The 23,879-nt window shown below is 55.6% G+C and carries 23 protein-coding genes; 6 read left to right on the top strand and 17 right to left on the bottom strand.

Annotation, left to right across the window (positions count from 1 at the left end):
* Positions 1-3: 3 nt before the first annotated feature.
* The 4 genes from IE099_RS14145 to IE099_RS14130 form a co-directional block, all read right to left on the bottom strand.
* Positions 4-1,008: a VWA domain-containing protein gene (locus tag IE099_RS14145; RefSeq protein ID WP_189570987.1), complete on the bottom strand. Its 1,005-nt coding sequence runs from the start codon at positions 1,006-1,008 to the stop codon at positions 4-6.
* Positions 1,001-1,657 carry a VIT1/CCC1 transporter family protein gene (locus IE099_RS14140; protein ID WP_189570985.1) on the bottom strand — a complete coding sequence of 219 codons (657 nt, stop codon included), beginning with the start codon at positions 1,655-1,657 and terminating at the stop codon, positions 1,001-1,003. Before IE099_RS14140 ends, IE099_RS14145 begins: the two co-directional genes overlap by 8 nt.
* The gene (locus IE099_RS14135) at positions 1,654-2,547 is read right to left on the bottom strand and encodes a DUF58 domain-containing protein (RefSeq protein ID WP_189570979.1); all 894 of its coding nucleotides are present in this window, start codon (positions 2,545-2,547) and stop codon (positions 1,654-1,656) included. The genes IE099_RS14140 and IE099_RS14135 overlap by 4 nt, the downstream gene beginning before the upstream one ends.
* A gap of 85 nt (positions 2,548-2,632) precedes the next feature.
* On the bottom strand, positions 2,633-4,231 hold the full coding sequence (locus tag IE099_RS14130; protein WP_189570977.1) for a transglycosylase domain-containing protein: 1,599 nt from the start codon (positions 4,229-4,231) through the stop codon (positions 2,633-2,635).
* A gap of 221 nt (positions 4,232-4,452) precedes the next feature.
* Between IE099_RS14130 and IE099_RS14125 the strand changes: the two genes are divergently transcribed.
* Complete coding sequence (locus tag IE099_RS14125) at positions 4,453-7,080, top strand: tetratricopeptide repeat protein (RefSeq protein ID WP_189570975.1); 2,628 nt, start codon at positions 4,453-4,455, stop codon at positions 7,078-7,080.
* A gap of 4 nt (positions 7,081-7,084) precedes the next feature.
* On the opposite strand, the gene xerA is transcribed toward IE099_RS14125, so the two are convergent.
* Complete coding sequence (gene xerA / locus IE099_RS14120; protein WP_189570973.1) at positions 7,085-7,984, bottom strand: site-specific tyrosine recombinase/integron integrase; 900 nt, start codon at positions 7,982-7,984, stop codon at positions 7,085-7,087.
* A 263-nt stretch (positions 7,985-8,247) separates the two neighbouring features.
* On the opposite strand from xerA, the gene IE099_RS14115 reads away from it, so the two are divergent.
* On the top strand, positions 8,248-9,027 hold the full coding sequence (locus IE099_RS14115; protein WP_194598392.1) for a hypothetical protein: 780 nt from the start codon (positions 8,248-8,250) through the stop codon (positions 9,025-9,027).
* Between the two features lie 3 nt (positions 9,028-9,030).
* Here the strand turns inward: IE099_RS14115 and IE099_RS14110 are convergent, their stop codons facing one another.
* The 3 genes from IE099_RS14110 to IE099_RS14100 are packed head-to-tail and all read right to left on the bottom strand — an operon-like array spanning position 9,031 to position 12,699.
* Positions 9,031-11,412, bottom strand: coding sequence for a tetratricopeptide repeat protein (locus tag IE099_RS14110; RefSeq protein ID WP_189570969.1), 2,382 nt, complete (start codon positions 11,410-11,412; stop codon positions 9,031-9,033).
* A gap of 6 nt (positions 11,413-11,418) precedes the next feature.
* Positions 11,419-11,841 carry an ExbD/TolR family protein gene (locus IE099_RS14105; protein ID WP_189570967.1) on the bottom strand — a complete coding sequence of 141 codons (423 nt, stop codon included), beginning with the start codon at positions 11,839-11,841 and terminating at the stop codon, positions 11,419-11,421.
* A gap of 15 nt (positions 11,842-11,856) precedes the next feature.
* Entirely contained in the window at positions 11,857-12,699 is an 843-nt protein-coding gene (locus IE099_RS14100) for a MotA/TolQ/ExbB proton channel family protein (RefSeq protein ID WP_189570965.1), read from the bottom strand.
* A gap of 146 nt (positions 12,700-12,845) precedes the next feature.
* Between IE099_RS14100 and IE099_RS14095 the strand changes: the two genes are divergently transcribed.
* A complete protein-coding gene (locus IE099_RS14095) occupies positions 12,846-14,399 on the top strand; it encodes an excinuclease ABC subunit UvrC (RefSeq protein ID WP_189570963.1) in 1,554 nt (517 codons plus the stop codon).
* A gap of 46 nt (positions 14,400-14,445) precedes the next feature.
* On the opposite strand, the gene IE099_RS14090 is transcribed toward IE099_RS14095, so the two are convergent.
* Positions 14,446-15,060, bottom strand: a complete 615-nt coding sequence (locus tag IE099_RS14090; protein WP_189570961.1) for a hypothetical protein — start codon at positions 15,058-15,060, stop codon at positions 14,446-14,448.
* 12 nt (positions 15,061-15,072) lie between these two features.
* Positions 15,073-15,585 carry a hypothetical protein gene (locus tag IE099_RS14085; RefSeq protein ID WP_189570959.1) on the bottom strand — a complete coding sequence of 171 codons (513 nt, stop codon included), beginning with the start codon at positions 15,583-15,585 and terminating at the stop codon, positions 15,073-15,075.
* Positions 15,586-15,936: 351 nt separating this feature from the next.
* On the opposite strand from IE099_RS14085, the gene IE099_RS14080 reads away from it, so the two are divergent.
* Together IE099_RS14080 and IE099_RS14075 are read left to right on the top strand one after the other, a co-directional pair.
* A complete protein-coding gene (locus tag IE099_RS14080; RefSeq protein WP_189570957.1) occupies positions 15,937-16,263 on the top strand; it encodes a hypothetical protein in 327 nt (108 codons plus the stop codon).
* 29 nt (positions 16,264-16,292) lie between these two features.
* Positions 16,293-17,267: a hypothetical protein gene (locus tag IE099_RS14075; protein WP_189570955.1), complete on the top strand. Its 975-nt coding sequence runs from the start codon at positions 16,293-16,295 to the stop codon at positions 17,265-17,267.
* A gap of 36 nt (positions 17,268-17,303) precedes the next feature.
* Here the strand turns inward: IE099_RS14075 and IE099_RS14070 are convergent, their stop codons facing one another.
* From IE099_RS14070 to IE099_RS14050, 5 genes are all read right to left on the bottom strand, one after another.
* Positions 17,304-17,867 carry a sugar O-acetyltransferase gene (locus tag IE099_RS14070; RefSeq protein WP_189570953.1) on the bottom strand — a complete coding sequence of 188 codons (564 nt, stop codon included), beginning with the start codon at positions 17,865-17,867 and terminating at the stop codon, positions 17,304-17,306.
* A 157-nt stretch (positions 17,868-18,024) separates the two neighbouring features.
* Positions 18,025-18,657: a lipoyl(octanoyl) transferase LipB gene (gene lipB, locus IE099_RS14065; protein ID WP_189570951.1), complete on the bottom strand. Its 633-nt coding sequence runs from the start codon at positions 18,655-18,657 to the stop codon at positions 18,025-18,027.
* 9 nt (positions 18,658-18,666) lie between these two features.
* A complete protein-coding gene (ruvC, locus tag IE099_RS14060) occupies positions 18,667-19,170 on the bottom strand; it encodes a crossover junction endodeoxyribonuclease RuvC (RefSeq protein ID WP_189570949.1) in 504 nt (167 codons plus the stop codon).
* Between the two features lie 18 nt (positions 19,171-19,188).
* The gene (locus tag IE099_RS14055; RefSeq protein ID WP_189570947.1) at positions 19,189-20,328 is read right to left on the bottom strand and encodes an OmpA family protein; all 1,140 of its coding nucleotides are present in this window, start codon (positions 20,326-20,328) and stop codon (positions 19,189-19,191) included.
* A gap of 133 nt (positions 20,329-20,461) precedes the next feature.
* Positions 20,462-20,887, bottom strand: coding sequence for a hypothetical protein (locus IE099_RS14050; protein WP_189570945.1), 426 nt, complete (start codon positions 20,885-20,887; stop codon positions 20,462-20,464).
* Positions 20,888-21,065: 178 nt separating this feature from the next.
* On the opposite strand from IE099_RS14050, the gene IE099_RS14045 reads away from it, so the two are divergent.
* The gene (locus IE099_RS14045; protein WP_189570943.1) at positions 21,066-22,547 is read left to right on the top strand and encodes a TrkH family potassium uptake protein; all 1,482 of its coding nucleotides are present in this window, start codon (positions 21,066-21,068) and stop codon (positions 22,545-22,547) included.
* A gap of 102 nt (positions 22,548-22,649) precedes the next feature.
* Here the strand turns inward: IE099_RS14045 and IE099_RS14040 are convergent, their stop codons facing one another.
* Together IE099_RS14040 and IE099_RS14035 are read right to left on the bottom strand one after the other, a co-directional pair.
* A complete protein-coding gene (locus IE099_RS14040) occupies positions 22,650-23,144 on the bottom strand; it encodes a hypothetical protein (RefSeq protein ID WP_189570941.1) in 495 nt (164 codons plus the stop codon).
* Positions 23,145-23,180: 36 nt separating this feature from the next.
* Complete coding sequence (locus IE099_RS14035) at positions 23,181-23,780, bottom strand: FHA domain-containing protein (RefSeq protein WP_189570939.1); 600 nt, start codon at positions 23,778-23,780, stop codon at positions 23,181-23,183.
* Positions 23,781-23,879: the final 99 nt, after the last annotated feature.

Genomic DNA, 23,879 nt, shown 5'->3' with positions numbered 1-23,879 from the left:
CTGTTAGGGTTGGGGAGGAAGAGCGATGGCGTGCACCACATAGGCGGCAAAGGCCAGGAGTGCGGCAAGTCCGCACACCCACGGATAAAAGTCAGTTTCTTGAACTGTGCTGGAGACTCGGGCTTCGGATTTTTCTAGTTTATCAATGCTCGAAAAAGTCTCTTCCAGAGCTTCGAAGTTCTTGGCGCGGAAGAATTCTCCACCGGTCACTCTCGCGATTTCCTGTAGGGTCTCCACATCGAATTCCTGGCGGGGAATCGACATCACGTTACGGCCAACCCGTCCATCTTCGGTTCCGATGGCGATGGTGTAGATTTTGATGCCTAGTTCGGCAGCGAGTTCAGCGGCTTGTTTGGGGGACAGTTTGCCTGAGTTGGATGCTCCGTCAGTGATTAGAACAATGATTTTGGATTTGGAATCCCGGGCGTCCAAGCGCGTGGCTGCCGCTGCGATTGCGGACCCGATGGCCGTGCCTTGTTCGGTGATGTCGTTGATCTGAACCCGCTCGATGGACTCTTGCAACCAGTCGTGGTCCAGCGTGAGGGGGCAGACGGGATAGGGCTGCCCCGAGAAGATCACCAGCCCCATCCGATCATTGGGACGGTGGCGGATGAAGGGCTTGAGCACGAGTTTGGCAGCGCTGATCCGCGGGATGGTTCGTCGGGCTTGGGGAGGGAGAAAGTCACGGATGTTCATCGATTCCGAGAGGTCGAGAGTCAGCAAAATGTCGATGCCCGAAGCCTTGCGGGCGGTGAAGGTTTCGCGGTGCTGAGGTCGGGCCAAGGCGACAAAGCAGAGAGCCAGCGCGAGCGAAAGAAGGAGGGCGGAGAGTCCTCCGGGGCGGAGCTTTGGCTTCGAGCCAAGGGAGCCTAGAATCGAAAGAGACGAGAAGGCTATCGACGACTTAGCCCCTTCCCGACGCTGCAAGAACCAGAGTGCCGGAATGACTAACAATCCAACAAACCAAAAGGGAGCGGCGAAGCTGAGCTTTTGAAAAAATTCAAGCATGATCGGCTGGCGAGGGGCTAGGTTCGGCTAGGTTGTGGAGGATTCGGATGCCTTGGTCGATGAGCTTTGTCACTTCTTCCGGATCGCTGGTAGGAGGGGCGTATTGCAGGGAGGAGAGTTCGGCGAGAAAATCTGCGGTTTGGCTGCGGACGGGTTCTTCAACGTGACGCAGCCGCTCTTCGTCTGTTAGGAATTCCTCGCGGGTCTGATAGAGCGCGGAATCCGACTTTGATGCCGCAAGATAGCCCCGCAGGGCGAGAGAGATTCGAGTCGTTATTTCGGCCAGAGGGGTGTTCTCTGGCAAAGCCCGAAAAGACTCGAGTTGCTGGAGGGCAAATTGGAAAGGGCTTTGACGGTGGGTGAGGGTAGTTTCGTTATTGCGGCTGAGGTGAATCACGAGGGCCACGACCCCGGCCGCGATGGCTAGGGCTATCCCAATCAATAGCAGCATGACCCAACCGGGTAGGCCGGGAAGGTGGGGGGAGGGGTCAATGAGTTCCACCGGCAGAGAAGGACTCTCGGGTTGCTCGGCGACGGGCGATAGGCCTTCTTGCGCTCCCACCGGCAACCAAGCCAAGCCCATGGATGCCGCCAACACGTATCCCCACCGCCTTGCGTCAAGGAGACGCCTCTTCGCTTCTCTTCTCATGCGTTCTTCCGTTTTGAGCGTCGTTGAAAAAGCCCGTGCATGGCTTTGAAGGGGTCTTCGTCGGTTGCGAGGGAAGCGAAGTCGATGTCGTAGCGTTTGAAAATCTTCAGCACTCCCTCGCGATGGCGTCGGGTCAATTTTGCAAATCCCATTCGCACGTTGCTGTTGGAAGTATTCACCACTCGCTCGAAGCCGGTCTCGGGGTCGATGAGAGTGACCTTTCCGACCGAGGGCAGCTCCCGTTCGACAGGGTCAAAGATGCGTAAGGCGACCAGGTCGTGTTTTTGCGAAAGGGTGGCAATGGATTTGGAAAAGTCGGCCCCGATGAAGTCAGACACCAGAAAGACCAGCGACTTTTGCCGGATGGCTTTCATCATGACCTTGGTGGCTAGGGGGAAGTTCACCGCTCCAGCGGGTGCCGGGGTGGCTAGAATCTCCCGGATGCAGCGCAGGATGTGCTTCGTCCCTTTCGCCGGGGGAAGATAGAGCACAGGCTCATTGGCAAAGAGGAGCAGTCCCACCTTGTCGCCATTGTCACGGGCTGAAAAGGCGATGAGGGCCGTGATTTCCGCCGCGAGCTCACGCTTCGACAAGCGCACCGAGCCGTAGTCCATGGAGGCGGAGATATCCACTGCAATGACGGCCGAGAGTTCGCGCTCCTCGCGGAACTTCCGAATAAAGGGCGTCCCCAGCCGGGCAGTCACGTTCCAATCGATGAAACGAATTTCGTCTCCGTGCTGGTACTCGCGGAACTCGTCGAAATCCAGGCCCTGACCCTTGAACGAGGAATGGTAGTCACCCGCAAAAGTTTCTTTCACCAGTCGCTTCGCCCGCAGCTCCAAGCGTCGGACACGGGCCATGATCTCTTCGATGTCGTCGGGTTCGGTCAAAAGGATAAAAGTGTTTCTGGGAGAACGATAGAGCCCCTCGAAATTGTCTCAAGTGTGGAGAGTGCTTACTTTTCCCCGAGATCAGTTAGTTTGTAGACTCGAATTCCAAAGCCGCCTTTTGCGCTGCTTCCTCAGCGGCCTGCTCCTCGGCTTGCACAGTGGCGATGCGGGAGAGGGCGCTGACCAGGGCCGAGGCGCCATTCTCTAGCAAATCCGCGCTGGGGAGGTCGGCGGGGTCGTCGAATCCCAGCCACAGAGCGACCGCCAGTTCTTCTCCGCTGTGCAGGGCCCACAAGTCGTTGGCCGGGTGGTTGAGCGCGGACCAAGTTCGCTTTTTCGTGATGTCGAAGGGACTTTCTGCGGCGAAGGAATCGAGCACCAGCTTTGCGGAGGGCTTTTGCTCGAATAGGACTGCGCCTTCAGAGTCAAGGAGCCTCTGGACGAGGTAGGTGGTCGGTTTCTCGCCTTCATTGGAAAGGACGGTGAGCGCGGTAGCGACCTCCAGAGGGGTGGCTTGCAGGTTGCCACGGGCCAGTTCGTCACCGCTGGTGAAAGGACCGCCCAAGCCGATGCGCCTCGCGAGGCGTTCAATCTCGCCTTTCGGGAGTTGGCGGGCGGTTTGAATGGGTTGGTCGGGAATGGGAAGGCGACCTCTTTCCGCTGAAAAAGCATAGAGAAACGGTTGGAAAACCGGGCCCAATTGGCGCCTGGTATCAAAGGCCCGGTTGAATTGGGACGAGTCCGGATCGCGGGCAGTAATGACCGCTCGAATTGCGCCGCTGGAAGGCTCGATGGCAACCAGGGCGGCCTGTAAGTTGGGGAACGGGGCCACGAGTTCGTCGATGCCATCGCGGGCGAGCTTTTGTATTTCGGGGTCGATGGTGGAGGTGGTGGTGAGCCCACCCGAAAGGAAGTCGTTTTTGTCCAGCAACTCGTTGAGGTGGCGTCGCACGCAGCGAATCGCGTCCGTCTGGGACTCGCGGAGGGGAAGGAGATGCAGGGGAGCTTGGAGATACTGGTCGCGTTGTTCGAAGGTGATCTGGCCATCATCGGCCATCCTCCTGAGAACTTCATCCCGCTCCCGCAAGGCGGCCTCCTCGTCGTTGCGGGGCGAGAAATCGTGTGGAGCGCGGATGATACCCACCAGCAGGGCCGCTTCCGGCACGGTGAGATCGGAGGTCTTTTTACCAAAATAGGATTGGGAGGCCTGCTCGATGCCGAAAGCTCCGGAGCCAAAATAAATCCGGTTGAGATAGGCTGTTAGAATCTCGTCCTTGGAGTAATTGGCCTCGATCCGGAAGGCGATGGCCATCTCCAAGAGTTTGCGATGAAGTGACATTTGTCTCAGCTCGAAGGTGTTGCGAGCCAACTGCATCGTGATTGTGGAGGCACCCTGGCTGACCCTGCGATCGGTGAGGTTGCGCAACGTGGCTCGAGCAACCCCGCGCAGGTGCACGCCTCCGTGCTTAAAGAAATCCTTGTCCTCACGCGTGGTCAGGGCTTTGACGAGGTGGTTGGGGATCTCCGAGCGGGTGATGAGACGTCGACGTGAGCCGTGAATGGCTGCCAGCTCTTTGCCAGTGCGATCCAAGAGCAGGGTTCTCTCCGGCATGGAGACCACCTCCTTCATCTGGTAGCGGGAGGCCATCACCCAGTAGCCAACCCCGACGAGGATCGCGAGCACGAGGGCGACGAGCGATACTCTTAAAAAGATTCGCCACAGTGCCCCTACCCACGGTGGGATCTGCTCCCAAAGTCCCGGTTCATCTTCAGCCTGCCAAGTCATTGTCCTGTTCCCAATTCGTTCTCTTGCTTGATTATCGTCAACACTACGAGAAAAAGTTTTGATCTTGCTCAAAGAAGAGTGGTTGGTGCTTACGTTAATCTAAGGTAAGAATGTTGGAAGTGAAGAGACTATTGCTCCTTGGCCTCTGTGGCTCGTGTTTTGGTGGTTTGGCCCTTGCGGACGACGCGGAGTCCGTGGCTGAGAGTGCGTTGGGCGATGGCACCTACTTGGAAAGAGAGCAGGCCAAGCAAGAACTGTGGGCACGGGGCAAAGAATCGCAGAAGCTGTTGGATACTCTCGCGAACTCCGATGATCCGGAGGTTGCTTGGCGCGCCCGTCAAATCTTGCGTTGGGTCGACTTGGAAATCACTCCGGACACTCCAAAGGATATCGTTTCGCTCATTGAGGACTATCTTGATGCGACGAATGCTCAGGAGCGGGAGCGCATCTATAACGACCTGTTGGAGAAAGAGGCTTACGTTCAACTGTTTCGATTGCCTCGCCACATTTCGGACGAGGTTGTCTCGCGCAGTCTCGCCGAACGCGTTGCGGAATTGGCCGGGCAGGTTGCGGAGGAAAAAATTCTAGAGGGCAAGGATATGGAGGCTCTTTCGATTCTGGAAGATGCCAAGGATGCCGAGACAGGGAACTTGCGTTGGGTTGCCCTCGCCAGTGCGCTTGGACTGAAGGAACAATTGTGGCCCGACTTGAGCGAAGAGGACCGCATGCGCTTCGCCCGCTGGGAGGGGGATCTCGACCTGATTCGGAAGCTGGCGCCCGCCACTCACGAGATTCAAACGACTCTTCAACTCATTGATGGGAATGTCATGCCTTATCTGGACAAGCGTTCCACCAGCAATGACCAGCAGGGACTGCGCGCGCGTCTTGCCAAGTCGTTTTGGTCGGGAGAGGAAGACAGCGAGCGGATCCAGAAGCTGAAAGACGATCTCCTAACAGCTCTCAAGAAAAATGGCGTGGAGGAGTCACCTGACGTCCTCGTCTTATTGGCTCAGTTGGGATACGCGGAGGAGACTTTGCCCTATTTTGAGGACAATTCTCCTCTCGATCTCTTCGAGTATTATCACGGATTCGAATTGCTGGATGAGGCCTTTGATGCCATCGGCTTGAAAGCTGGGGAGCCTATTCCTGACAGCTGGGTCGAGAAAGTTGTGGACGAGATTGGAGCGGAATTCGACCTCTCCAATGATGGTTGCCGGGCCTTGATTAGTGTCGGCCTTTTTCTTGTGGAAAAGGATCGGCTGACTGAAGCGGAAAGACTGTTCGATGTTCTCTTGTCGGAGATGGATGACCTCGGCATCAATGAGGTGAACAGCATGATCGCATTCTTGGCTGGGCGTCAGTCTGCGACCGGTTATGGAGGTTATCCCGAGTATGCCATCCAGGCTGCTTCCGAGCGGGATGAAGGACTCTTCGAGCCTGATAGTTTTCTATCCGAATCCTTTTTTGCCGAGGAGAGTGTGAATGAGTTCTACCGCTTCCTCGCGGAATACGACGAAGAGATGGATGATTGGGAGCGGGTGAGGGGAGTCTTTGCTTTCTTCGGCCGTCCCGTCAAATTTCCCAAGGAGAAGTTTGCCGAAATTCTGGAACAGTTCGAGAAAGAGGCTGCGGAAGAAAACTCGAGTGAGCGGTGGGATATGTTGATGCAATCGGCTTCGGTGAGAGGTGATATCCCGGCGATGGAACGAGCGATTCGCGCGATGGTCGCGCTGGACAACGAAGACGAGTCCAGTCTCACCAATCTCGCTTCACTACTCTTTTCCGATGGACGATTTGGCGAAGCCGTCACTCTGTTGGAAGACTTGTTGGAAAAGGAACCGTCGCGCTTTGATTTGATGGAATACCTGGCGGTGACTTTGGAAGCGGCGGGCAGAAGCGAGGATGCCAAAGAATGGCTCAAGATGTTGGAGAAGCTGGCCTTGGGCGATGGTTCCTGGCTGACTTCGCTGGGAGGGATTTGGGGAGAACTGGGAGACTATCAGCGCCAGCACGAACTCTATCAGCGAGCCTTCCTTCTTCTGCCCGCAGAGAGTAGTGGCTGGATTCGCCATTTGTATATCTTGTCGGAATCCGCCCGCATGGCAGGCAAATGGGAGCAGGCGGCGGCGTGTCGGGAAGCTTATCAAACCTTCCTGGTCTTCGAACTGGGCGGGAGTCCTCGTTCGTATTTCCTGGGACGCGGACATGTTGATTTCAGTCGCGCGATGGCTGCTTTTGAGAACGGAGAGATGGAAAAGGGTGATGCTATTCTCGAGCGCTTGGTTGGCTATGCGGGTCACGACTCATTCTTTGCGGATGACGTTTTTCCCGCCTTGCGTCGGGCGGGGCTACACGAGCAGGCAGAGCGGGTCTGGGCGCGGGTTTCGCCTGCCTATCGTCGTTCGATGGAATTGTATCCGAAGGGCCACAATACTTTTAACACCGCCGCTTGGGTGGCCTCGCGTGCAGCCTGCGATTTGGATGACGCAGCTCTTTGGGTAGAAAAGGCGTTGGAAGGCAAGCCGGGCTCGTCCGCCTACCTCGATACCCGGGCTGAAGTTGCCTTCGCTCGAGGTGAGCGGGAGCAGGCCCTGAAGATGTCTGAGGAAGCCTGTAAGAAGTCAGAGGGGATGGCGACTCTGGGGATGCTAAGAGTGCAATACCGGCACTTCCGCGATGACCCCTTTCCTCTCCCTCAAGAAAAGCCCGAGCCCGAGCCAGCGCGCCAAGAAGAGCCCAACGAGTAAGCGTCTACTTGGCCCGGGGGTGGGCGTTGCGATAGGCTTCCTGTAGTCGCGTCTTGGTCACGGCGGTGTAGATTTGGGTAGTGGAAAGAGAGGCGTGGCCGAGCAGGGACTGCACGGCCCGCAAATCCGCACCACTATCGAGCAAGTGAGTGGCGAAGGAATGCCGGAGCTTGTGGGGAGTCACCGCAAAGGGGATCTCGGACTGCGCGAGGTACTTTTTGAGAAGCTGGTCAATCGCTCGGGGAGACAGGCGTTTGCGTAGTTTTGAGATGAAGAGGGGGCCTTCGTGAACTTGAGCTTCGAAGCGATATTTTTGAATCGCTTTGGACGCGTAGGAGCCAACAGGCACCAAGCGTTCTTTGGAACCCTTTCCCATCACGCGCAAGGTCGTCGTGGTGGAGTCTACTTGCTCGGCATTCAGGCTGGTGAGCTCCGACAATCGCAAGCCGGTGGAGTAAAAGAGTTCCAGGATGGCGGTGTCGCGAAAAGGGAGCCAGTCGGGTGCCTGCTTCGCGACCGGCAGCTGCAGAGGGATAGCCAGGAGGTGCTCGATCTGTTTGAGGCTTAGGGTCACGGGGAGCTTCTTTTCCGCCTTGGGCAATTGGACCTCAGCGAGTGGATTCTTGGGCAGACCCTGCCGATGGGTGAGGTATTTGTAGAACGATCGAAGGGCCGCGAAACGCAGGCGGATGGTCGAACGGGCGGTCTCGGCCTTCATCAGGTCAAAGAGGTAGCGTCGAAAGTGATCGGCACCCATATCGGTCCAGTTGGTGAACTTGTCGCCCATGGCCTCACGAAAGAATCGGAGGGAACGCTCATAGTTGTTGAGGGTGTGGGGAGAGGCGTTCTTTTCGGTCGAGAGAAACTCGAGAAAAGCGTCCTCCAACAATTCGGCAGCAGGCATTAGTTAGGAGAACTTAACAAAATAGAATAGTATCGGCAAGGAGCGACTTGAGAAGACAGCTCGCCCGTTTCCTCCGGCCGGAACGTTTGCTTTCTCGCAGGCTCGTAGTCTGGGGTAAAGGACCAGTGGCACAAGATTAACCACTTGAGTTATCCCCAAAGTAACTGAATCTTATCAACGATATGATGAAACGTCCTTTTTTATGTGTGAGCTTGCTCGCCTTTGCCACCTCAGCCTCAATATTCGCGGAAGAGGTTAAGTTCATGCTAAAATTTGAACCCGGTAAGTCCTATATTACCGAGTCCCAGATTGAACAGGCTTCAAGCATGCAGATGGCCGGTCAAAACATTGACTCCAAGGTGAGCATGAAGATGGTGACCTCTCAAGTGGTGAGCAAAAGTGAGGAGGGCCTCGACATCGTTCAGGAGATCGATTCTTTGAAAATGGATATGCTCGCAGCTGGGATGGAGCTCAAATTCGACTCGGAGAATCCTGGAGGCGGAATGTTGGATGCCATGATCAGCCCCATGATGAAGTCTAAAAGCACACTGACCCTCGATGGGGATGGCAAGGTGGTCGAGGTGGTCGCCGAAGTCGCTCCGGGAATGGAGAACATGGGGATGGGAGAAGCTGAGGTAACCCAGTCCGCTCGCGAAGTCTTCGACCTCATGCCGAACAAAGTCATCAGCGAAGGGGACTCCTGGAAGAGCACTTCGAACTTCCCGACCGGGGGAATGACTGAGGCCCCAGTCCCAATCAATTATGTCCTGACCTTCGATAGTATGGTGGAGAAAGACGGTCACAAGATGGCCAAAGTGATCATCAAGGGAACAATTGACGACGGCGATGAGAACCTTCAGGTCACTTCCCGCGAGCTGGGAGGGGAAATGCTTTTTGACCCGGCAATTGGGCAACCTCGCGAGGTGATGATGAACTTCGATGTCGAAATCGGTTTGCCGGAAGGTATAGAGGTCGCCGAAGGGGCAGCCGGCAAGATGCCCCTCGTGATGAAGACCGTTTCCAAGTTGAAGGAGATTAAATAGCGGTCACTTCAACAGTTGCTTGTATTTAGCCGACGCCGCCAGTGAGGTGGCGTCGCCCTTCTCTTCGTAGGCCTCGATCGCTCTTCTGATCGCGGCGGTCTTGGTGTCACCTGTGCCGATGATTTCCGCGACAACGACGTAGTGGCTGAGTGCTCCATCAAGATCACCCTGACTGCGGGCGATGTCCCCAAGCGTGACGCGAAGTTGCGCGTTCAATTCGCCTTGAGGTTTGAGTTCAAGCGCTTGTTTGGCAACTTCGCTCGCGCTGCGGTATTGTCGAAGCCCGAGAAGGGCTTTGGACTTGCGGTGAAGGAGGACGGCCCGGAGGTAGGCGCTTTCTTCCAGCGGGAGAAGAATGTCACAAGCTTGAAGTGTCTCCTGATGGTGTCCCAGGGCTTCTGCTGAGAGGGCGTAGGCTTTCCATACTGCAGGTTTTGTGTCTCCTGGTTTGTTAGGAGTGACCGCCTTGTTGAGATACTTCCAAGCCTCCGCGTAGGCTCCATCCGATGCTCGCTTGGCACCGAGCCATGCATATACCGGGCGAGGCAAACCAGAGTCGGGGAATTCCTTCAGCAGTCGGTCGAGTTCGGGTTGCAGGGCCTTTTCGTCTTGGCGCGCAAAGTAGATGAGCGCGAGATGAATGGTCGCATCTTTGCCAAGTCCGGAAGGATTGAGCTGGCGAGCTTGTTGAAACTGGGGCAATGCAAGGTCCGTTTGGTCCTGCTTGAAGTAGGACCAGCCCAAGATGAAGTGTGAGGCTGCTACCTCGCGGACCGGACGTTTGGGAAACTCTTTCAACAGGCGCTGATGGGTGGAGATCAGCTTGGGGAAGTTCTCCTTCTTGCGAAAGAGCTCAGCCATTCCGGATAGCGCTTGGAGGCGAAAGGCCGCTTCGTTCGTGCGAGAGAGCAGGAGTTCGTAGTCCGCAGTGGCTGCTTCTTCCGCTCCCAGCGCGACCTGGATCGCAGCCCGATGAGCCAGCGCACGCACCGCATTCTTGTCCGCAGGGTGTTTCTCCAAGAATACATTAAAGGAGTCCCGCGCACCCTTGCGGTCGCCGCTTTTCATCCGCGCATAGGCGAGGCGATAGCGCACTCGGGGAATATTGGCAGCGTCGATGCGGGAGAGATTGATGCTTCCGTACTGTTGGGCTGCCTTGGTGTAATTCCGGCTGGCGGAATACTTCTCTGCCAACATGAGGTGAACGTTATCCACCCGCGGATCCTCGTTGTGGGCGGCTTCATATTTCTTGAGGAAATCTTCGCCGGCCTTCAAGAAGCTGGCTTGTCCCTTCTGATACTCGCGGGTAAGAACCGCATAGCCGGCATCGAAGGCTTGATTCTTGTTGGTAGAGACCTTGGAAAGCCGCGCGTAGAGCTCATTGGCGGTATCGCCATCGCCTGTTAGACGATAGGCTTCTGCCGCCATCGCGATGCGTTGGGCATCCTGATCGCGCGGGAGCTTGTAGTTCCCCCGTTCATAGAGTTTGATGATTTGAGGGTAGTCCTTGGCATCGTAGGCCTGCGACATGAGAGTCAACTGGGCTTTGCCATGCCACTCCGCCAGTTGCGGATTTTGTAATATACGGACGAACCACTGATTACTCTCCGGTTTCTTCAATTCACGGGCGAGCAAGGCGCTCTGAAGAGTCGCGTCGGCGGCGACTTTGGCGTCTTTGGATTCTGCTAGAATCTTGTAGTTGGAATAGGCTCGGCTCTTCTCACCAGTCTTCACATAGAGTGCGGAGATGGCCGCGCGTGCTTTCTCCTGATAGGGGGATCCCGAGTCAAAGACTACCGCCCGTAAGGCTGCCTTCAGGTCATCGGTGCGGTCGAGGTGTTGAAGGCAAAGAGCTCTTTGAAAGAGGGCAATATGGCGCGTCTCTGCCTTGGTTGCCACGGTGGCCAAGCGGGCAAACAGGGGCTCGGCTGCTTCGTAATTCTTGTTCTGGTAGTAGGTGTTGGCCACTTGTTGGGCGGCGGCTTCTACGAGAGGTCCGCTCGCTCCAGAATTCGCCAAAGAAGTGTAGACCGAGAGAGCCTGATCGTTGTTCCCCAGTTTCTCGTAACAAGATGCGATGTAAAATTGGGCCTCGGTGGCCCGTCTGTCATTGGGAAAGGCCTTCCGAAATCGCTCGAAGGTCCGGAGGGAGCTTTCATACGCAATCTTGCGTGCATCGGATTGTTTGGCTGACTTGGCTTCAGCGTAAGCCAGTTGGGCGGCCTCGTAGAGGTCACGAGCCGGGTCCGCGGTGAGGGGAGCTGGCTCGGGGGGCGCTGGGGCAGGTTGGGGTTGTTGAGCCTCAGCGGAAGAAAGCACAGCCCACCCGGTTAAGAAGCACAGCGTGGAGCGGTTTTTGGAAAAGGCGGTGGGGGAAAAGTTCATGAACTATTAACTCGAGGAACCGGGGGCCTGGGTCGCAAAGGAAATATTCCACACCCCGGCCCGAGTGCAAATGTCCATCACCCGCACCACGTGTTGGAAGTCGGTGTCCGCATCGCCACGGACACGGATTGGTTGGTTGCGTTCGACCCGGGTAATGGCGGAAAGTTTGTCGAAGAGCGCATCATCGCTCAACTGCTGTCCGTTCACGTAGGTGCTTCCGTCCGCGCGGACGTTGATAATGATTTCCAAATAGGTGCGACTTTCCCGCTCCTTGCTGTCAGTGGAAGAGGGAACGGAGACCTTGAGGTCGAGCTCGGAGCGAGAAAACTGCCAGGTGACAATGAAGAAAATGAGAAGAAGAAAGACGATGTCGATCATTGGCGCCAGCTGGAAGCCGGCGGGTTCGGGTTCTGGTCTTTTAAATTTCAAAGCGGTAGAGGCAAATTATTGACCGTGGGGCATCACCACATCCTGTGGGGCATACATTTCCCCTGTTTGAGGATGGGGGTGGGGATGGACGGGCGCGACCTGCTGTCCGGTGACTCCCGGAGTGGCCTGATTTTTCAATTGGGAGGTGAGGAGCGAGATCAAGTGCGTGGAGGCCGCTTCGAATTCGGAGAGCAAGCGATTGACGCGCCCCTTGAAGTAGGAGTGGAAGACCATCGCGGTAATGCCCACGACCAGACCGCTGGCAGTTGTGACCAGGGCCTCGGAGACTCCGGAGGCCAGCTGCATCGGTAGGTTGCCGACCGATCCTTGTGAGATGAGCATAAAGGACTTAATCATTCCGATTACCGTTCCCAGCAGACCGAGCATGGGAGCGATTGCTCCGATGTCTGCCAGCCAGGTGATCCGCTGGGCGAGGATGCTGGACTGGCGCGAGCCTTCGGTCTCCGCGACATCCTTGACCTCGTCCACCGAGGCGGTGGGATTCTCGGTGACAAATTGGAGAGATTTGGCGCAGAGCCGGGCGACCATCTCGGAACGTCGGTGACTGTAGGAGAGCAAGCCCATGAAGTCGCGTTTGCGCAGCATGGAGTCTGCCGCATTCATGAAGCGATTGGTCACCACGGTGGCCCGACGGATGGTCAGCATGTAAAGAATGATCAGGATGAGCGCCAACAACGCCAGCGCGGCAAGAGGAATCATCATCACTCCTCCCTGGCCCATAATGTCAATCAAGGGAACCGCAGGAGCAGCGGTCTCTGTTTCTGTGGGGACGGCAGGGGTGGTCTGGGCCAAAGCCAGTCCAGAGGACAGAATCAGGAGCAGGGGGAGATATTTCATAGAACTTTCTGGGTTGGAGCTTAGCAACTCCCGCCCTATCCGCAAGAGCTGCGCTCGCGGCGGATTCGACTGAAAAGCGCCCCCCTTCATTCAATTTGTCTGACGGACCGCCGGAGTGTGCTATCATCCCACCCCGAAACTTTCCCATGGCAGTCGATCTCAAAGAGCAACTTCGCACCGTTCCACACAAGCCCGGCGTCTATCTGATGAAGGACAGATTGGGCTCGATCATCTACGTGGGGAAGGCGCGAGACCTGAAAAAACGGCTTTCCTGCTACTTCATGCCTTCCAAAAAGATGCGCGCGGATCTGAAAACCCGGGCGCTCATCGACTCCATCTGTGACTTCGAGATTCACGAGGTTCGCAATGAACCCGAGTCGCTTCTCTTGGAGGGGAAGCTCATCAAGCAGTATCGACCGCGCTACAACGTGGCTTTCCGTGATGACAAACGTTTTCTCCTCGTTCGAATCGATTTGGAGGAACCGTGGCCCAAGTTTACCACCACGCGTTTGAAGAAAGAGGACAGTGCGAGGTATTTTGGACCATTCGCGCATTCCGGAGCCCTCCGCTCGACTCTGGCGTGGTTGCATCGCGAGTTCGGCTTGCGAAGTTGTCAGCCCAAGAATCCGGGGGAGCAGGACTACAAGCATTGCAATGCCGACATCATCAGAAATTGCACTGCTCCCTGTATCGATAAAATCAGCCGCGAAGAATATCTCGAGCGGGCTATGGAAGCTTGTGATTTGCTGGAGGGAAAGGGCCGTCGGGAGCGATTGCGGGGATTGCGAAAGGAGATGGAGGCGGCGTCCGTGAGGATGGACTTCGAGCGCGCGGCCAAACTGCGAGACATCATGCAGAATTTGGAAAAGACGCTCAGCCCGACCCGTCAGTTCACTCGCGGGCGGGGAGTTCCCACTACGGTCAAGCCCACCGAAGACCTTGAAGAACTCGGTCGGTTGATGAATCTGCCGGGACCTCCCGAGATTATGGAGTGCTTCGATATTTCCAATATTTCCGACACTCACATCGTGGCCAGCATGGTGCGCTTTCGAGGGGGGGCACCGGACAATCAGAACTATCGCCGCTATCGCATCAAGACGGTCAAAGGACAGGATGACTTTGCCAGTATGGCCGAAGTGGTGCGGCGGCGGTATGCGCGGATTCTCATGGAAAATGGGGAAGCCAACCCGGAAGTCGCGGAGGCGAACCAGGAACGTCCTCTCGAAGCTTTGAGGCGGTTGGCGAAGGAAGGAAAGAGTCCCATCACCATTCCGGACCTCGTGATTGTGGATGGTGGCAAGGGCCAGCTGTCTTCCGCGGTGGCTGAACTGGAGCGCTTGGGGCTTGGAGAGCTGACCATCGTGGGGCTCGCAAAGCAGCGGGAGGAGATTTTTTTTCCAGGTGAAAGCGAGCCCTTGTTGCTTTCCCACGAAACGGGAGCCCTCAAGCTGATGCAACGGATCCGTGACGAGGCCCACCGCTTCGCCAACGGCTATAATGAACTACTTTTGCGCAAGCGGATGAAAGAGAGCCTCCTCGACGAGTGTCCCGGGGTGTCTCCGCGTCGCAAGGCCGCCCTTCTGAAAAAGTTTGGCAGTGTGGCGCGCCTACGGGAAGCCAGCGCGACCGAAATAGCCACCCTGCCGGGAATTTCCGAGAAGACGGCGGAAGGAATACTGGAGTGGCTCGATAATCTCTAACATGGGGCCCATCGCAACGCCCGGCATTATGGAATTTCTTCTCCGTTTACTTGCCGAAAAGAGCTTTCACGCAATGGGCGGACCAAGTTTCCAGATGAGGGAAAAGCTCACCTAAGAGTCGCTCTTCAGATTGAAAGGCCAGATTGGCCAAAGCATCTTCATTGGAGGCGACTTCGGAGCTTTCCAGGTCGACCAAATGCACGATGCCCAGGTGAACCTGTCCCACGGGATTGGAGTCGTCGTTAATCAGTCCCACGATGCGATTGCTGAAGTCGCCAGCGATATTGAGCTCCTCGTCGATCTCACGATCAACTGCAGCATAATAGGTGGCCTGCCCCAGATGTTGCTCGCCGGCATCGATGGGGTTGATGTGTCCACCGACCCCGACCGACCCTTGGGCATGAAGCCGCGACTCGCCCGAGGATTTGCCCCGCGTGTAATGGAGCACCTGGCCTTCGTGATGAAAGACGCAGTAGGGGATGATCTGCTTGTGGGTGGGGTCTTCCTCCGCCTCCGCGCGGTCCATGAAGAAGTTGTTCTTCGGATTGAGAAGGGTATCCACATAGTGGCTCCAGTCGGAGTTGAACCCTTGGAAGTCACCCAGCTCGTCGAAGAGTGAACGAGGAACCACGAGAATTTGTTCGCCCTGATATTTTGACATAAAAAGTCCGGGTTAGGAGTGCGAACGGACGTAGGCCGCGATTTTGGAATTGTCGCCATCGGCAGCCCAAACATTTCGCAGGAAATCGGCGGGGTGGATATTGCCGTTCTTGCGCAGAAAGTTCCGATCGCCTCCACAGCCATACATAATGTTGGGGTCGAGCTCACCCCGCAGCTTGTGTTCAGCCTTCTTGATGATGCGCGGCAGGTAGGTCATGCCTTCCAATTCGTCGCCAAAAGTCGGCAGATCTTGGGAGGTGATTTCGTGGTCGGAGTGTTCTCCATTCTGCACCACGAGGAGATAGTCGCGCCGAACGGCAGCAACGAGAAGAGCCGTGGAAGCTGCCGGCTGCCCCTCGTCCACCAGGTCTTCCACAAAGTCAAAGAGCTCGCGCGGCTTGTATCCAATTGACTTCAAAAAAGCCAAGTCGGAGTCGGAGTAGTATGCGTTGAAGTCGGAATCGCCTCCCTGATAGCGTTTCAGGCAGCGTTCGAAAAGAGTGAGAAATTGTTCGTCCCAAGTCATGTTGAGAGAGAAAGTGACGAGTTGGAACCCACTTGAAAAGGGCGAAGTCCGCTTGTCGAGTGGCAGCGAACCTTTCTGGGAAGTTCAGCTACTCCGAGAGAGTGTCATCCTCCCGAGTGGCTGCGCGTGCCGCTTTCCTGAGTTGGAACGCAATCTGCTCGATAATGTGCTTTTTTCTTTAAAAAACCAAAAGAACAGAAAGCCGCGGAAACAAAGGTTTTGCGTAGTTGGGAAAGAGCTCCGATTCTATTCTTTGTTCATTTTTAAAGTCACGAACTTGTCATGTCTTTTTGTGTGTTTTGCCATTCATTAAGCTTGGCTTTTCGTCTCTTGTCGAAATAGGGTGCCCGCATGTGTGCCCGTCTATTTGTTTTGCTAACCGCGCTGGCGATTCCGCTCCTCGTTTCGTGCAAAGATGAAGAATTGGTAACTCAAAGCCGTGAGCAGGAGCGACGAATCCAAGCTCTTCGTGCTGAGTTGGCAATGGTTAAAGTGAAGTTGGATGCCAACTGGTCGAAGGACCTCTCTCGCCTGCTGGAGGAGGAGGAGTATGCAATCGGGGACTTGAAGGGAGTGATTTCGGATCTGGAAAGCGAACTTGAGCAATTGCATAAGGATCGTGAGAAGGCCGAAAAAGCCTTCAACGATTACAAGGCAAAGTATCCGGTGGGACTATAGATTTTTGAAGCTCGAATAGAATAAGAATTATGTCTGGTTTTTTTGATAGTGCGCGCTCTCCGGGAGTCATTGGAGTGGTGTTAGGTTTAGTGGTCCTATGTGCCTTCGGAGGGCTCTCAATGGCTGTCTTCGATCCTCGTTTGAACGGGGATGCCGCGGCGGCTTTGAAGGATGAGGTCTCGGAGCAAAGCTTGGAAATCTTCTCTCTGGAAGATGAGATTGAGCGCACCGAGAAGACCATTGTGGAGCAAAAGCGAAATCAGGAAGTCGCCAAGAAATTGGCTGTTGCTGAGAAAACCTTCGAGCTCTTGGAGGAGAAAAAAGCGACTCTTGAAGAAGAGATCGAGCAGGCTAAGGAAGAAATTGTCAAATTCGGCGAGGACCAGTTGGCCTACCGCGATGAATACCGTCTCTACGAACGCCAGCGAGCGATTGGAGAAACCTTCGACGAAATTGAGCTGACCAATGGCAAAGTACTGAAGAAAGCTGAGATCAAAGAGCTGCAGACGAACAAGGTTCGTTTCACCACTGAATTCGGGAGTTCGACGGCGACTTGGGACGAGCTACCCCAGAGTTGGCGGGATCGTTTCCAAATTGGAGAAGGGGAGCTCGAGGTCGCGCAGGCAAAATTGGATGAAGCCCGCAAGCAGCGGAGTGAAGCCGCCGCTGTCGTGCGTGCCAGCCGAAGCAAGGAGCTCCGTGAGATGGAATTGAAAAAGTCACTCAGCCGCATCAAGAAAGCGATCAGCGCTAAAAAAGTGGAAGTAGAAAACGCTCGTGCGAAAGTGACCATTCTTCGTGGAAAAGCCCGCGATTACCGCCAAAAGGCCAACGAAGCTCGTGCTCGTGGCAATACTTCCAGTCACTCGAATAGCGCCCAAAAGGCCGAGGCTTCAGCTGAGAAGCTCAATGCGGGGCTGCGGATTCAAGAGGACAATATCAGAGCCTTGGAAAAAGAGCTTAGCCAAGTCGAAAGCGATCTTCGCCGCCTCGAGCGCGATTGATCAAACCTGAGGCGCAAGCCTTTGGTTGGCCGCTAGCTAGCCTTTCGGCTGCAATTCGCGAATCGCCCGGGCGGGATTCCCAGCAACCACGACGTCGCTGGGGACGTCACGGGTGACCACGCTGCCCGCACCGATGATCGAGCGGTCTCCAATGCTGACGCCCGGGCATATAATTGCTCCGCCACCGACCCAGACGTCGGACCCGATGGTGATTGGCTTGGCGAACTCCAGCCCACTACGACGTTCGTCGGCGTCGGTAGGGTGAGTGGCGGTGTAGATTTGGACCGCAGGAGCAAAGAGCGTGTTGTCACCAATGGTGACCTTTGCGCAATCGAGCACCACGCAGTTGAAGTTGAAAAAGACGTTGCTTCCGAGCTCGATGTTGGTGCCGTAATCGCAGAAAAAGGGGGGCTGAATCCAAGCGACCGTTTTCTTTCCGAAAAGTTCGGCTAGGAGGCGCTTGCGTTCCTTCTTTTCATCCTCGCGAGTGGAGTTGAGCTTCAAAAGAATGTCCCGGCAGCTGTTGCGTTCTTTTCTGAGTTCCGCGTCCAGGGCATCATAGAGTTCTCCTGCCAGCATCTTGTCCCGTTCGCTCTTCATCGTGGGAGTCTCCACAGGGAACGGGTTCTTGGCAACTGCGGGTCCTGATAATTGACCCTGGGCAACCTAACTAGCCCGTTGTATTTAAAAGGTAGTTCAGTCCTTATCAGAGAGGAGCCCGCTGCCCTTCACCAGTTTGGACTCGGACAAGCAGGTCTTAGGTCAGGGAGGCGAGTTCTTTTTCTAGAAAGGCCGGATAGTGACGGGCGCAATCTTGCAGGTCGAGCGAAGGTGCCCCTTCTTTCGTGAGACAGGTCATGGAAACGCCGGAGAGACCGCAGGGAGTGATGGCCTCAAAAGGGCCCAGGGATTCGGGTCGGAGGTTGAGAGCAAAGCCGTGGTAGGTGATCCACTTGCGCACGCCAACCCCGATGGATGCGAGCTTGCGGTCTTCCACCCAAATGCCAGTGAGACCTTCCCGTTGGATGGCTGGGACCTTGAAGTGTCGGCAAAAGTTCTCGAGCGAGTTTTCGATTGCGCGAAGGTAGTGGTGCAAGTCTTTGCCCAGAGGATTGAGGTCGACGATGGGGTAACCGACAAGTTGTCCGGGGCCGTGATAGGTGGCCTGTCCTCCGCGCGAAATCTCGTGAACTGTATGGGGAAGCTTCTCGGGATTCTGCAGCGAAGACTGATCACGGGTGCGACCGATGGTGTAGACTGGAGCGTGCTCGAGTAGAAGAAGGGTGTCCGGAATGTCGCCCGCCAATCGTTGGCTCACGAGCTCTTGCTGAAGCTCAAGAGCGTCAGAGTAGGGGACATCGGTTCCGAGAATCTGGAGTTCGAGATTCATGGTTGCTTGTTAGATTTCCTTTCGCTCGAGCGCTTTCGCTTTGAGCGGGTCGGAGGCGTAAAGATGCGCCAGCGCAATGGCGAGAGCATCGGCCGCGTCCGCAGGGGGAGTTTCCGAGAGACCGAGCAGAGCGCGCACCATGAAGGCAACTTGCGCTTTGTCGGCCGAACCTTTTCCCACCACCGCAAGCTTCACCTTGCGGGGAGCATACTCGTAGATGGGGAGTCCCCGGTCGGCGGCGGCGATGAGAGTGGCGGCGCGGGCGGCCCCCATCGAGATGGCGGTGCGGTGTGACTGGACGAAGATGATGCCTTCGACCGCTACGACATCGGGTTCCCACTTCTCAATCTGATTCGCAATTCCCGTCCGCACCGCAGCGAGCGCCCGGGATTGGGGGAGCCGTTGTGGGATGGTGATAACGTCGTAGGCGAGCGCCCTTTGTTGATAGGCATCACCCTCGATGACCGCAAAACCAGTGTTGCGAATCGCGGGGTCGATAGCCAGAACGCGCATTGCGGAGAAATCGGACAATCAGGGGCGGATTTCCCAGATTTCGCAGATTTGGTTGAGTGTCTCCTGCTCCTTCGAGAATCGGCTGGTTTCGTTCAAAAAGACTGCCCGAACGCTCTGGGTATTCTTTTTGTCGGCATTGACCTGAGAGGCTACGGAAGTGGCCCGGTCGGAGGAGAGCTTGCGATTGAGCTCGAACTCGCCAGTCTTGGAGGCATAGCCAACTACGAGGAGAAAAGCCTCGGGGTGAGTCACCCGCAGATCGTTCTTGATGATGCTGACCTTTTCACTCGTGAGCTGGGAGGAGCCGGTTTCGAAGTTGATCGAACGAAGGGGACGGGCATTGAGTTCCATCTCGATGCGCTTGTACTGGTCGGCCAAGGCGGCGGGGCTGAACTCCTCAAGACGTTCCAGTTCGCGGAAAAGTCTCTGCGCTAGAGCTGGCAGGGCGTCGGCGCTTTCAACAAAGAGGGTTGAGCGATCCAAGAGGTTGCGCAGGCGCCGGACTTCAGCTCGCAGCTGGGCATTTTCAGCGTCCAATTCGCTGAGATCCGCCACGCGGGCCCGCAGCTCATCATTTTGGCGGCGAAGTTCGTCGAGGGTCGCCACGTCGGGGCGTTTGCGCAGCTCCTCAATCTGGCGTTGGGCGTTGTCGTAGAGAGTCTTCAGAGATTCCAACTCGTTGCGCAATTTCGCTGCCTCATTGGAATTGGCCAGAAGGTCGCTGTTCTGCCGTTGAAGGTCCTGAATGCGGCGGTTGAGAAGAGTTTCCGTGTCCCGTGCGGTCTGCAGGAGAGCTTCTTTGGTCTGGATTTCAGAAGCGAAGTTGCCGATGAGACCAGCGAGGGTGTTGGCTTCAGTGGAAATCTCTTCGGCGAGCTTCAGAGGGTCGACTCCGTAGTTGTTGGCACCTGCTCCCATGTTCTGTTGAGCGGGAAGTTGGTTGCCTTCGCGTTTGAGGTTGGCGATTCGTTCTTTCAACTCGGCAACTTCATCGTAATCACTGCTGCTGTTGCTGCTATTGTTCTGGTTATTAAAAACGAGAAAAACGAGCAGGAGGATTGCAGCCCCCATAACCAGACCAATGATAAGGTTCTGATTGGAAGCCGGAGTCACTTGGGAACCGGAATTGGAGGGGGATTGATTGGAATCGTCGGACATTTTTGAAATGCAGGTGTGTTGCGTGGCTGGGGGAAGTAGCAGAACTCCGAGCCCCCTGCAAGAAAGACTCCTCAAGACCCCGATTGTTCAAAAGCGGGATTCTTGAGGAGAGTGAGAGGAAAGCGGGAGTTTCCTAGAAAAGCATCGCAATGACTTCTTCATCGGAGAAGAGGCCGGGCTTGTCGGCTGCTGCGATGAGAAGCTCGGACTCGAGCGAGATTTCCAAGGACTCGACCACTTCTGCGGGGAGTTCGTTGGAGTGGGAGGCCTGCGCATCAGTTTCCGCCTCAGGACCAAAGAGTGACGGCCAAGCCACCACGAGAGCGAGAGCCATCGCGGATGGGACCAGACAACGCGGAGTCAGCAGAGCGCGCCAGAACGGGACTTTTGCCGTCGCCTCGCTCTCTTCCAAGCGGATCTCGCGCATGACATTGCGGCTGAACAGCGGGCTGGCCTCGTCCGAGGTGGAGTTTCCCAGCAAATCCCAAAGCTCCTGATCATGAGAGAGTTCAAAATCCTCGGGAGCGGGGGAATGGGTTGATTTATCGGACTTGCTCATCGTTCTTGCCCATAAAAACACCATCTAATGGGAAAAGTTGCACGTTTATTTCCTGTTTTCGTCGTCCGGTGGGAGCGGGGAGGCTGACTTGTTACCGGAGGGTCTTCCGGGAGAAGAGGGCGATAGGGTGGCAATCTTTTGGATTGGGATTTGAGGCTGATACGCTTGGATAGCGGCAGTGAATTACAAGCTGCTGGCGAGAGTGCTCGGACTCTTATTGATGATGGAGAGTTTGGCTCTTCTGGTCTGCTTTCTCTTTGCCGTCTTTGACGTGGGAATCGGGGACTCGTCCTCTTTTGCTCTGGGGACGGCTACTTCCACCGCTTTGCTGTTCGGCTTGTTGTTGGTTTTCTTCGGTCGCGGAAAGTATGATCGGATTCCCCGTCGCGAGGGGGTTTTGATCGTGGGGGTTGGTTGGCTCGCCTCGGGAGTCATCGGCTCCATCCCGTTCCTTCTGGCCGAACCCGGTCTAACGGTGGCTGGAGCTTTTTTCGAATCCGTCTCCGGGTTGACCACCACGGGGTCGACCGTAATTGCTGATTTGAGTGAGTGGCCGCGTGGGATACTCCTCTGGCGGTCCATATCCCAATGGCTGGGTGGTTTGGGGATTCTGGTTCTTTTCGTCGCCCTCCTGTCGAGTTTGGGAGCCGGGACCAAGTCGCTCTTCCGCAATGAGTCTTCGTTCGAAGCGGCGGAGGTTTCCAATGCGAAAATTCGCGATACCGCTCTTTTGCTTTGGAAGATCTATCTGGCGCTTACTTTGGTTTGTCTCTTTGGGCTCAAGGCGCTCGGGATGTCTTGGTTCGATGCTGTCTCGCATGCCATGACCTGTCTTTCCACTGGAGGATTCTCCAATCACAACGAGAGTATCGGGTATTTTTCCGGATGGCGTACTGGGCTGGCCATTGAGATGTGGCTGACCCTTTTCATGCTACTCGGCAGTATCAGTTTCCTAGTCTACGTGGTGATCATCCAGCGCAATTGGAAGCGGTTGCGGAACGAGGAGGAGGGGAAATGGTATCTCATCCTCATCGTGCTCTCGGTGATTGGTATTGTGGCGATCAAGTATGTCTTGGGCGGACGGGAGTTGGGGGAGAGCTTCCGGGGAGCCATCTTTACGGTAGTTTCCATCGTATCCTCCACAGGGTATGGCACTGCGGACTTCGAGCAATGGCCGGTAGGAACCCACTTCATTATCCTGGGGCTGATGTTGATGGGAGGGTGCGCGGGCTCGACTGCGGGGGGGGCGAAGGTGAGCCGCGTGATCTTGTTAGTTCGTTCCGTTCATCAGGAAATTATCCAAGCCTTTCGCCCTCATCAGGTCTTCCGCCTTCATGTAAATGGGAATTCGATCAACGACCAGAGCCGGGCGCAAACGGTTCTCTTCGTGGCACTCTTCTGGTTCATTGCGATTGTCTCGATGATGGTTGTTGCCATTCTGGAAACCGCTCATGGGGTGGACTTCGAGACAACAGTGGCAGCGGTTCTAACCACGCTGTCGAATATTGGACCTGGATTTGGCGATGTGGGTCCAACCGACAATTTCAGCCATCTGCGGCAACCCACTCAGATCTATCTCGCTTTGCTCATGGTGATGGGGCGCTTGGAGATTTTTGCTTTTCTGGTTCTCTTCGTCCCCGCTGCGTGGCGTAAGTTCTAGCGGGCAGACGGAGACGGAGGGCACTGAGAGAGGTCCGTTTCATTATTACCTGAAGCTCCGAATCCTTGGAGAGGCGAATGAGTGGCGGCTCCTCTACGGTCTTCATTGAGGGGCTAGAAAGGCCCCGAATTTTGGGCTTTCTTTGCTGAGATTCATCAAGCGCTTTTCGAGAAATGTGGAAATCTGTCCACCCTCCCAATTGAACTCAGCGTTGATTTGTTCCGCACTGCTTTTGCCAGGCTCAAAAGTAACGAGTAAGACTCGCCCCTCCTTTAATGAATAAGATGATTTTCCTACTGTGGCGGAGTCATCTGAATATCGAAAGTCAAGGGCTCCCAAATCTGGAGGAGAGAGAACGAACTTGCCAGGGGTCCAAGCTGAAACCGCCATGGTCGATTGCGAAGAGCGAGTTATGATGAGGTAAATGAGCTTTCCCTCTACGAAGGAAAAGTCCACCCGACTTCCTTTGGAAAAGTGACTCCCGCTCAGAATGGTGCTCTCGCTCAATTCTGCCGAAGGATTCTTCTCACCGTAAACGAGTGGTGATGATGCGCCGAGTAGAACGGCAGAGACTTGGGGGCAAATGACTTTCATCATCGGTTCGGACCGAAATGGAGTGCGGTTGGAAATGAACTATTTCCCGTCTTCGGAGGAAGCGGACATGTCCTTAAGCAGGGAACGACCGGAACGCTCGTCCGCGGGAATGCTCGCTCGGTGGGCACTATTCAGCCCGAAGCAAAATGCAAAGATTGCGAGGATTGCAAAGATGAGAAAGATAATGAATTCCTGAGCTCCGTTATCACTCTTGGATGCGACCAAGGTGGGACTGCTCTGGGGCATTGGCGGGCGAGCGGGAGGAGGAGTCGCTACCGCTTTTTTCTTTTTCTTCTTTTTCTGATGGGGCTTGAATTTTTCGCTCCCCAATTCGTCCTGCTCTTCCTCGGTCAGTTGATAGTTGAAAAGAACATCGCCGACCTCGGCATCCATCCCGTCCTTAAGGTCAATGACTTCCATCTCCTCTTCATCGAGGTGGATGCCATTGGTCGAATCGAGATCGGCCAGAATGAATCCACCGGGGACTCGTCTCATCTCGCAGTGACGAGAGGAAACCGAGCCGTGGTCGATAACTACATCATTGGCCGCTGAGCGACCGATGGTGACCACCTCCGTATCGAGAGGAAAACGATACGGTTGAGGGGTCTTGGCCGGGATGGTAATACAAATTCGAGGCATTCTTGTTATCTACGTTGGAAGCAAAGATTATCTTAGCGGCAAGTTTGACAACAGGAAGCCGCAAGATGGAGCGATTACGCCATACTGCGACTTCTTATT

Origin of the sequence: Roseibacillus persicicus (assembly GCF_014651675.1) — a bacterium.
In the GTDB taxonomy this organism is placed as follows: domain Bacteria; phylum Verrucomicrobiota; class Verrucomicrobiia; order Verrucomicrobiales; family Akkermansiaceae; genus Roseibacillus; species Roseibacillus persicicus.
The sequence above is the reverse complement of the archived record's forward strand: the minus strand, read 5'-3'. Positions and strand labels throughout refer to the sequence as shown.